We start from the raw sequence: 8657 nt of genomic DNA, 5'->3' as shown, positions 1-8657 counted from the left end.
CCTTTTGATTTGTTAAAACACCTTGCGGTCTGGCAACTGCAAGGGTTAAACAAGAAATCAAAAGGGGGTCCCAATGGGGGACGAAAAGAGCTTAGCGCACACCCGATGGAACTGTAAATATCACATAGTTTTTGCGCCCAAATACCGAAGACAAGCATTCTACGGGGAGAAACGTAGGGCGATAGGCAGCATATTAAGAAAGCTGTGTGAGTGGAAAAACGTGCGGATCCTGGAAGCGGAATGCTGTGCAGATCATATCCATATGCTTGTGGAAATCCCGCCCAAAATGAGCGTATCCGGTTTTATGGGTTATCTGAAAGGTAAAAGCAGTCTGATGTTGTATGAGCAGTTTGGTGATATGAAGTTTAAATACAGGAACAGGGAGTTCTGGTGTCGTGGGTATTACGTAGATACGGTGGGTAAGAACACAGCAAGGATACAGGAATACATAAAGCACCAGCTTGCAGAGGATAAAATGGGCGAGCAGTTATCGATCCCTTATCCGGGTAGCCCGTTTACGGGCCGTAAGTAACGAAGTCTGATGCAAATGTCAGATCGTATGCGCCTGTTAGGGCGCGGCTGGTAACAGAGCCTTATAGGCGCATCAGAAAAACCTCCGGCTATGCCGGAGGATATTTATTTATGCAAAAAAAATGCGGACTCAAGGTCCGCAAAAGTTCACGTTGGCTTTAGTTATTTCGAGTATGAGAGAAACTCTCAAACGGACAGTAGCTTCAAGGGTTAAAGGGGTACCGTTCCGTTTCTGTGGTGCATTATTAAACAGAAAGCTTGATAGGGATAATCGTTCGTTGCTATGCTACCTATCGCTACGAACTATCGTGGCGATGGAGGATGAATAATGAATATTCGTGATCTTGAATACCTGGTGGCACTAGCCGAACATCGTCACTTCCGACGAGCGGCAGACTCCTGTCACGTTAGCCAACCCACGCTGAGCGGGCAGATCCGCAAGCTGGAAGATGAGCTTGGCGTCATGTTGCTGGAGCGTACGAGTCGCAAGGTGCTGTTCACCCAGGCAGGTCTACTGCTGGTGGATCAGGCGCGCACCGTGCTGCGCGAGGTCAAAGTGCTCAAGGAGATGGCAAGCCAACAGGGTGAGACAATGTCTGGCCCGCTGCATATTGGTTTGATCCCAACGGTGGGGCCATACCTGCTGCCGCATATTATCCCTATGTTGCACCAGACCTTTCCAAAACTGGAAATGTATCTTCATGAGGCGCAGACGCATCAGCTGTTGGCGCAACTGGATAGCGGTAAGCTCGACTGCGTCATCCTGGCGCTGGTGAAAGAGAGTGAGGCGTTCATCGAAGTACCATTATTTGATGAGCCTATGCTGCTGGCGATCTATGAAGATCACCCATGGGCAAACCGCGACTGTGTGCCGATGTCCGATCTGGCGGGTGAGAAATTGCTAATGCTGGAGGATGGCCACTGTCTGCGCGATCAGGCGATGGGCTTCTGCTTTGAAGCGGGCGCTGATGAGGATACTCATTTCCGGGCAACCAGCCTGGAAACGCTGCGCAACATGGTGGCGGCAGGCAGCGGTATTACCTTACTGCCTGCGCTGGCCGTGCCGCCGGAGCGTAAGCGTGATGGCGTTGTCTATCTGCCCTGCATCAAGCCTGAACCGCGTCGCACGATTGGTCTGGTGTATCGTCCAGGCTCGCCGCTGCGCAGCCGTTATGAACAGCTGGCAGAGGCCATCCGTGGGTCAATGGATGGCCATTTCGACAGTGCGTTAAAACAGGCGGTTTAAGCCATTTAGCGCCGCTACCCGATAGGCTTCTGCCATGGTTGGGTAGTTAAAGGTGGTGTTAACGAAGTACTCGATAGTGTTACCACCACCTTTTTGCTCCATTATCGCTTGTCCGATGTGAATAATTTCGGCCGCGCGCTCCCCAAAGCAGTGGATCCCCAAAATCTCTTTGGTTTCGCGATGGAACAGGATCTTCAGCGTTCCGACACTCATACCCACGATTTGTGCACGTGCCAGATGCTTAAACTGGGCGCGGCCAACCTCGTATGGAACTTTCATTGCCGTGAGCTGCTGTTCTGTTTTACCAACGGAGCTGATTTCCGGAATGGTATAAATCCCGGTTGGGATATCTTCGATCAGATGCGCGGTTGCTTCGCCTTTTACCAGTGCCTGGGCGGCAATGCGTCCCTGGTCGTAGGCCGCTGATGCCAGGCTCGGATAACCGATCACATCCCCTACGGCATACACGTGCGGCAGCGCCGTCTGGTACATGCTGTTGACCTTCAACTGTCCGCGGCTGTCGGTTTTCAGACCAATATTTTCCAGCGCCAGCGAATCGGTATTACCGGTACGGCCATTGGCGTACAACAGGCAGTCAGCCTTCAGTTTCTTACCGGATTTCAGGTGCATGATGACGCCGTCATCGCAGCCTTCAATCTTCTCGTACTCTTCGTTGTGGCGAATGACCACACCGCTGTTCCAGAAGTGGTAAGAGAGCGAGTCGGACATCTCCTGATCGAGGAATGCCAGTAGACGATCGCGGGTGTTGATTAAATCAACTTTGACGTCCATTCCACGGAAGATCGACGCATATTCACAGCCAATGACCCCCGCGCCATAAATCAGCACATGACGGGGTTCGTGGTGCAGGCTCAGGATAGAGTCACTGTCGTAAACCCGGGGATGCGAAAAGTCGACATCAACAGGGCGATAAGGACGCGAACCGCAGGCAATAACAAACTTATCCGCAGTCAGCGTTTCCACCGTACCGTCGTGACATTCCAGGGCAATCGTGTGTTCATCAACAAAACGGGCATTTCCCTGCAAAATTTCGCAGTGGTTGCGTTCGTAAAATCCTTGCCGCATACGTGTTTGCTGATTAATAACGTTATCAGCGTGGTTGAGAATATCGGCGAAAGAAGAACGAAGGAGTCGGGAGTGGTCGCTGTACAGTGGGTTCTGATTGAATTCAATAATGCGGCTGACGGCGTGGCGGAGAGCTTTCGACGGGATGGTGCCCCAGTGGGTACAACCTCCGCCGACGTTATGATAGCGCTCAATTACCGCGACGCGCGCTCCTTGCTTAACCAGACCCATTGCCGCGCCTTCGCCGCCGGGACCGGAACCTATTACTATTGCATCGTAATCGTAAGAATGTGACATGGTCAGGCTTACCTGTTCTTATACATAAAAGCAACAGAATAGTAACATCGTTGTTGAGATAACCCAATTATCGTTGTGCTTTTTTGCGAACTCGAAGCACAAACTGCGCGTAAACAATCATTCACAAAGCCATGCCAACCGCCTAATCTCTGGTATAGTGCCAGCAAGGTATGTGGAAGGATTCAGACATCGTGATGGGCGTTAGAGCGCAACAAAAAGAAAAAACCCGGCGTTCGCTGGTAGAAGCCGCATTTAGTCAACTGAGCGCTGAGCGCAGTTTTGCCAGTCTCAGTTTACGCGAAGTTGCTCGTGAAGCGGGCATTGCGCCAACCTCGTTTTATCGCCATTTCCGCGATGTGGATGAACTCGGCCTGACGATGGTGGACGAAAGCGGTCTGATGCTGCGTCAGTTGATGCGCCAGGCGCGCCAGCGTATCGCGAAGGGCGGGAGTGTGATCCGCACCTCGGTCTCAACATTTATGGAGTTCATCGGCAACAATCCCAACGCCTTCCGTTTATTATTGCGCGAGCGTTCGGGGACATCCGCAGCGTTTCGTGCAGCGGTCGCTCGTGAAATTCAGCACTTCATTGCGGAACTTGCGGACTATCTGGAACTCGAAAACCATATGCCTCGTGCGTTTACTGAAGCGCAAGCCGAAGCCATGGTAACCATTGTATTCAGCGCCGGGGCAGAAGCACTGGATGTTGGCGCTGAACAGCGCCGACAGCTGGAAGAGCGGCTGGTATTGCAACTACGCATGATCGCGAAAGGCGCATTTTATTGGTACCGCCGTGAACAAGAGAAGATGACGCACCACTCCGAGTAACGAGAAGGACAAGCAATGAAACAGTCAGGTCAAGATAAAGGTACGCTGCTGCTGGCGCTGGTTGCTGGCTTATCGATCAATGGTACATTTGCGGCGCTGTTTAGCTCCATTGTGCCATTCTCCGTATTCCCGATCATTTCGCTGGTGCTGACGGTGTATTGTCTGCATCAACGCTATCAGAACCGCACCATGCCTGTGGGATTGCCGGGCCTGGCTGCAGCCTGCTTTATCCTCGGCGTTCTGTTGTACAGCACCGTGGTACGCGCTGAATATCCGGATATTGGCTCTAACTTCTTCCCGGCGGTACTGTCTGTAATTCTGGTGTTCTGGATCGGCTTTAAAGTCCGTAACCGTAAACAGGAAATTGCGGAGTAACAGTTGTAGCGGTAGGCCGGATAAGGCAACGCCGCTATCCGGCAATCTGAACAGGTAGCGCTTATCCAGCCTACGTTCTGTCTTACTTCTTGGTTAACAGTACGCCGCACTCCATATGGTGCGTATACGGGAACTGATCGAATAGCGCCAGACGTGAAACATTGTGCGTCTGGCTTAACGTTTCCAGGTTCTTACACAATGTCTCCGGATTGCAGGAGATGTACAGAATGCGCGGATACGCCTGCACCATTTTCTCCGTTTCACTGTCCAGACCGCTGCGCGGTGGGTCAACGAAGATAGTTTCACACTGGTAACTCTTCAGATCGATTCCCTGCAGGCGGTTAAATTCGCGAACCCCGTTCATTGCCTGAGTAAACTCTTCGGCCGCCATGCGGATAATTTGTACGTTATCAATATGGTTAGCCGCAATGTTGTACTGTGCAGCAGCCACGGATGGCTTGGCGATTTCCGTCGCCAGTACGCGTTTGAAGTTTTGTGCGAGGGCTAACGAGAAATTGCCATTGCCGCAATACAGCTCCAGCAGGTCGCCTTTTGAGCCCCTGGTGACATCAATCGCCCACTCCAACATCTGAATATTCATGGCGGCGTTCGGCTGGGTGAAGCTGTTCTCAACCTGGCGATAGATAATCTCTTTACCCGCAACCGGCAAGCGTTCGTCAATGTAGTCCTGATCCAGCTCGATTTTGGTTTTGGTTGCCCGGCCAATCAGATGCACGTTCAGGTTTTTCGCCCGCAGCGCATCCCGCAGCGCTTCAGCTTCCTGACGCCATTCATCATCCAGCTTTTTATGGTACAGCATCGATACCACCGCCTGATCGCTCAGGGTTGTGAGGTAATCAATCTGAAACAGTTTGTGACGCAGGACGTGGTTGTTGCGAACGCCTTCGATCATTGCCGTCATCAGCGTGTTGATAAGCTCACTGGCTGCCGGGAAGCTGTCGACACGGATACGGTTTTTGGTCTGGCTGTCGAACATGATGTGGTACAGATCATCACCTTCATGCCACAAACGGAATTCCGCGCGCATACGGTAGTGGCTGACCGGTGAGCGAAACACTTCCGGAGCCTGTGCATAAAATGGCGTCATTAAGCTCTGCAGACGCACCACTTTTTCAGCTAACTGTGCGTCGTACTGTTCTGTCGGAAGGTGTTCGGGGGTCATGATGCGTCCTGAAAAATAAAAGTACGCGGGGATTGTAGGGATTGCTCATCAGATGTCCAGTCATTGATGATTTCCGATATTGTGATACGCAGTCTGGACAGTGGGTTGTAACAAACTGTAGCATCCGTTTTCCGGTCCTGTGAGTTAAAAGGGAATCCAGTGTGAATCTGGAGCTGACGCGCAGCGGTAAGGAAGGTAGGGGATGAGCGCACCTGGTGCAGACACTGCGGCATGCCGTGGGAAGTTATCGTCTCTTTAAGTTGCCTCCAAGCCCGAAGACCTGCCGGCTAACGTCGCATCTGGCTTTCATCATCGCGTACTATCGGTGGGACCTGCGGCATCCTTCTTATATTGTGGATGCTTTACAATGATTAAAAAATCGTTGCTGTGCACGGCACTTTCCGTCACGGCATTTTCTGGTTGGGCACAGGATACTAGCCCAGATACTCTCGTCGTTACTGCCAACCGTTTTCAGCAGCCTGTTAATACCGTGCTGGCACCTACTGAAATTGTGACACGCGAAGATATCGATCGTTGGCAATCAAAAGATCTGACTGATGTGATGCGTCGTCTGCCTGGTGTGGATGTTGCGCAAAATGGGGGGATGGGACAATCCAGTAATATCTATATCCGTGGTGCAGAAGCGCGCCATACTTTAGTTTTAATTGATGGTATTCCTTTGGCAAAGTCGGGAATTACAGGTATTGCCGATTTTAGTCAAATCCCCCTCTCTTTGATTCAACGTATTGAAATGATTCGTGGCCCGCGCTCGGCAGTCTATGGTGCGGATGCAATTGGCGGTGTTATCAATATCATTACCCAGAATACGCAACCCGGCGGCAAAGTTCAGGTTGGGGTGGGTTCTAATCATTACCAGCAATACGATGCGAGTCTGCGTCAGGAGCTTGGCGAAGATACACTGGCGACGATTGCTGGCTCTTTCACTGATACAAAAGGCTACAACGTCCAACCCGATTCTTCATATTCGGGAGATAGTGACCGTGATGGCTTCCGTAATAAGACATTTTGGGCTGGAGTGACCCACAAATTTACTGACGAATTATCCGCTTTTGTTCGTGGTTATGGTTATAGCAACAATACGGACTATGATGCAGGCTATAAAGATGGGGGTGATGAGCACCAGGTTTACAACCACACCTATGAAACAGGACTTGCATGGAATAATGATTTTTACTCCACACAACTTACTGGTAGTTATCAGAAATATAAAGACTATAACTATTCCAGTACGCAAGGCTTGTATCAAGCAGGGACCACACTTGATGATATGACGCAGAAAAACGTCCAGTGGGGCAACAGCTTCATAGTAGGGAAAGGAACGGTTAGTGCGGGTATTGACTGGCAACAACAAAAACTGACATCAGTTGATACGTATAACTCTAATGATTATAAGCGTGATAACACCGGTTATTATCTGACTGCGCAACAAAAGGTGGATACGGTAACTCTTGAAGGCGCGCTACGTGGAGATGATAACGAACAATTTGGTTGGAATGGCACCTGGCAAACAGCAGTAGGCTGGGAATTTGTACCTGATTACCAAGTAACAATTTCCTATGGCACAGGATTCCAGGCGCCTACACTGGGACAAATGTATGGCCAAAGCCGTTTGTATATTACCCCTAACCCTAATTTGGAAGCCGAGAAATCAGGTCAATTTGAAGTCGGATTACAAGGGTTGACAGGACCGGTTAACTGGCGGCTTGCGGCATACCAGAACAAAATTAAAAATCTGATTGATTATTACTCCCCAGATAACGGTATGACAGGGGTGTACTACAATACCCAGTCAGCAACGATTAAAGGTGTAGAGTTAACAGGAGACTTTGATACTGGGCCAGTGACGCATCGTATTAGCATGGGTTATCTTGACCCGCGTCGGGATTCTGATAATGAAGTCTTGGCTCATCGTTCCCGTCAGCAATACAAATACCAACTGGATTGGACGATGCTCGGCTTTGATATGGATTTGTCCTATCAATATTATGGCAAGAGTTACAATAATAACTCGAATCAGTTTTCCAGCACACAGCGTCGTATGCCGTCGTATAGCCTGTTAGATATCTCTGCCTCATATCCAATCACCTCACAGCTGACAGTTCGTGGTAAAATCGCCAACCTGTTCGATAAAGATTACGAGACAGTTTATGGCTACGCAACTGCAGGACGGGAATACACCTTGTCTGGCAGCTACACCTTCTGATCCCCGTCCCACCGTGCTGGTGTTTGATTCCGGCGTCGGTGGGTTGTCGGTCTATGACGAGATCCGGCGTCTTCTGCCGGATCTCCACTATATCTACGCTTTCGACAACGTCGCCTTTCCTTATGGAGAGAAGAGCGAGGAGTTTATCGTCGAGCGTGTTGTTGAGATTGTGACTGCGGTCCAGCAGCGCTATCCCCTCTCTCTTGCGGTCATCGCGTGTAATACAGCAAGCACGGTGTCGCTCCCTGCGTTACGTGAGAAATTTGCTTTCCCGGTTGTGGGCGTGGTGCCTGCGATTAAACCGGCAGCGCGACTCACGGCGAACGGTATTGTGGGGCTACTGGCTACACGTGCAACGGTGAAGCGCTCGTATACCCATGAGCTGATTGCGCGATTCGCTAACGAATGCCAAATTGCAATGTTGGGTTCTGCTGAGCTGGTGGAACTTGCGGAAGCGAAGCTACACGGTGAAACAGTTTCTCTGGAAGAGCTGCGGCGTATTCTGCGTCCGTGGCTGCGGATGTCTGAACCACCTGACACTGTAGTGCTCGGCTGCACTCATTTCCCTCTATTACAGGAAGAGCTTTTACAGGTCCTGCCCGAGGGGACGAGACTGGTGGATTCTGGTGCCGCGATAGCGCGCCGCACGGCCTGGTTGTTAGAGCATGAAGCACCAGATGCGAAATCAACCGATGAGAACGTCGCATTTTGTATGGCAATGACGACAGAAGCTGAACAATTATTGCCTGTGCTACAGCGCTATGGCTTTAAAACGCTCGAAAAACTGTCAGTTTAAGTGGTTTTGATGAAAAAATACGCACTCGGAAGATTATTTTAAATTTCCCCTTGTCAGCCTGAAATAACTCCCTATAATGCGCCTCCACTGAC

Annotated in this window: 8 protein-coding genes and 1 riboswitch; of the genes, 6 read left to right on the top strand and 2 right to left on the bottom strand. The window is 50.6% G+C overall.

The features are described from left to right. Window positions 1–73 precede the first annotated feature (73 nt). Together tnpA and oxyR are read left to right on the top strand one after the other, a co-directional pair. A complete protein-coding gene (gene tnpA, locus OGY06_RS01010; RefSeq protein ID WP_057069660.1) occupies window positions 74–532 on the top strand; it encodes an IS200/IS605 family transposase in 459 nt (152 codons plus the stop codon). 327 nt (window positions 533–859) lie between these two features. Further along, window positions 860–1777: a DNA-binding transcriptional regulator OxyR gene (oxyR, locus tag OGY06_RS01005; protein ID WP_003028858.1), complete on the top strand. Its 918-nt coding sequence runs from the start codon at window positions 860–862 to the stop codon at window positions 1775–1777. Here oxyR and sthA read toward each other — a convergent pair. Next, complete coding sequence (sthA, locus tag OGY06_RS01000; protein WP_003028860.1) at window positions 1760–3160, bottom strand: Si-specific NAD(P)(+) transhydrogenase; 1401 nt, start codon at window positions 3158–3160, stop codon at window positions 1760–1762. The two genes, oxyR and sthA, sit on opposite strands and share 18 nt — an antisense overlap. 191 nt (window positions 3161–3351) lie before the next feature. Here sthA and fabR point away from each other — a divergent pair, with 191 nt between their 5' ends. Then, entirely contained in the window at window positions 3352–3987 is a 636-nt protein-coding gene (gene fabR, locus OGY06_RS00995) for an HTH-type transcriptional repressor FabR (protein WP_003028862.1), read from the top strand. 15 nt (window positions 3988–4002) lie between these two features. Continuing rightward, the gene (locus tag OGY06_RS00990; protein WP_003825114.1) at window positions 4003–4362 is read left to right on the top strand and encodes a YijD family membrane protein; all 360 of its coding nucleotides are present in this window, start codon (window positions 4003–4005) and stop codon (window positions 4360–4362) included. A gap of 82 nt (window positions 4363–4444) precedes the next feature. Here OGY06_RS00990 and trmA read toward each other — a convergent pair whose 3' ends face one another. After that, window positions 4445–5545 carry a tRNA (uridine(54)-C5)-methyltransferase TrmA gene (trmA, locus tag OGY06_RS00985; RefSeq protein ID WP_063941750.1) on the bottom strand — a complete coding sequence of 367 codons (1101 nt, stop codon included), beginning with the start codon at window positions 5543–5545 and terminating at the stop codon, window positions 4445–4447. Between the two features lie 115 nt (window positions 5546–5660). After that, window positions 5661–5847: riboswitch (cobalamin riboswitch) on the top strand. A 65-nt stretch (window positions 5848–5912) separates the two neighbouring features. On the opposite strand from trmA, the gene btuB reads away from it, so the two are divergent. Further along, the gene (gene btuB, locus OGY06_RS00980) at window positions 5913–7769 is read left to right on the top strand and encodes a TonB-dependent vitamin B12 receptor BtuB (protein ID WP_003825100.1); all 1857 of its coding nucleotides are present in this window, start codon (window positions 5913–5915) and stop codon (window positions 7767–7769) included. Then, window positions 7714–8565, top strand: a complete 852-nt coding sequence (gene murI / locus OGY06_RS00975; RefSeq protein ID WP_003825097.1) for a glutamate racemase — start codon at window positions 7714–7716, stop codon at window positions 8563–8565. The genes btuB and murI overlap by 56 nt, the downstream gene beginning before the upstream one ends. The last annotated feature ends 92 nt before the right edge of the window (window positions 8566–8657 follow it).

This window comes from Citrobacter sp. Cpo147, assembly GCF_030332405.1.
GTDB lineage: Bacteria > Pseudomonadota > Gammaproteobacteria > Enterobacterales > Enterobacteriaceae > Citrobacter > Citrobacter portucalensis.
This window is presented reverse-complemented; position numbering and strand designations above follow the sequence as displayed.

Excerpts from the sequence above, each read along its gene's own strand:
- tnpA (WP_057069660.1), top strand. The coding sequence starts at position 74 with ATGGGGGACGAAAAGAGCTTAGCGCACACCCGATGGAACTGTAAATAT.
- oxyR (WP_003028858.1), top strand. The coding sequence starts at position 860 with ATGAATATTCGTGATCTTGAATACCTGGTGGCACTAGCCGAACATCGT.
- sthA (WP_003028860.1), bottom strand. The coding sequence starts at position 3,160 with ATGTCACATTCTTACGATTACGATGCAATAGTAATAGGTTCCGGTCCC.
- OGY06_RS00990 (WP_003825114.1), top strand. The coding sequence starts at position 4,003 with ATGAAACAGTCAGGTCAAGATAAAGGTACGCTGCTGCTGGCGCTGGTT.
- trmA (WP_063941750.1), bottom strand. The coding sequence starts at position 5,545 with ATGACCCCCGAACACCTTCCGACAGAACAGTACGACGCACAGTTAGCT.
- btuB (WP_003825100.1), top strand. The coding sequence starts at position 5,913 with ATGATTAAAAAATCGTTGCTGTGCACGGCACTTTCCGTCACGGCATTT.
- murI (WP_003825097.1), top strand. The coding sequence starts at position 7,714 with ATGGCTACGCAACTGCAGGACGGGAATACACCTTGTCTGGCAGCTACA.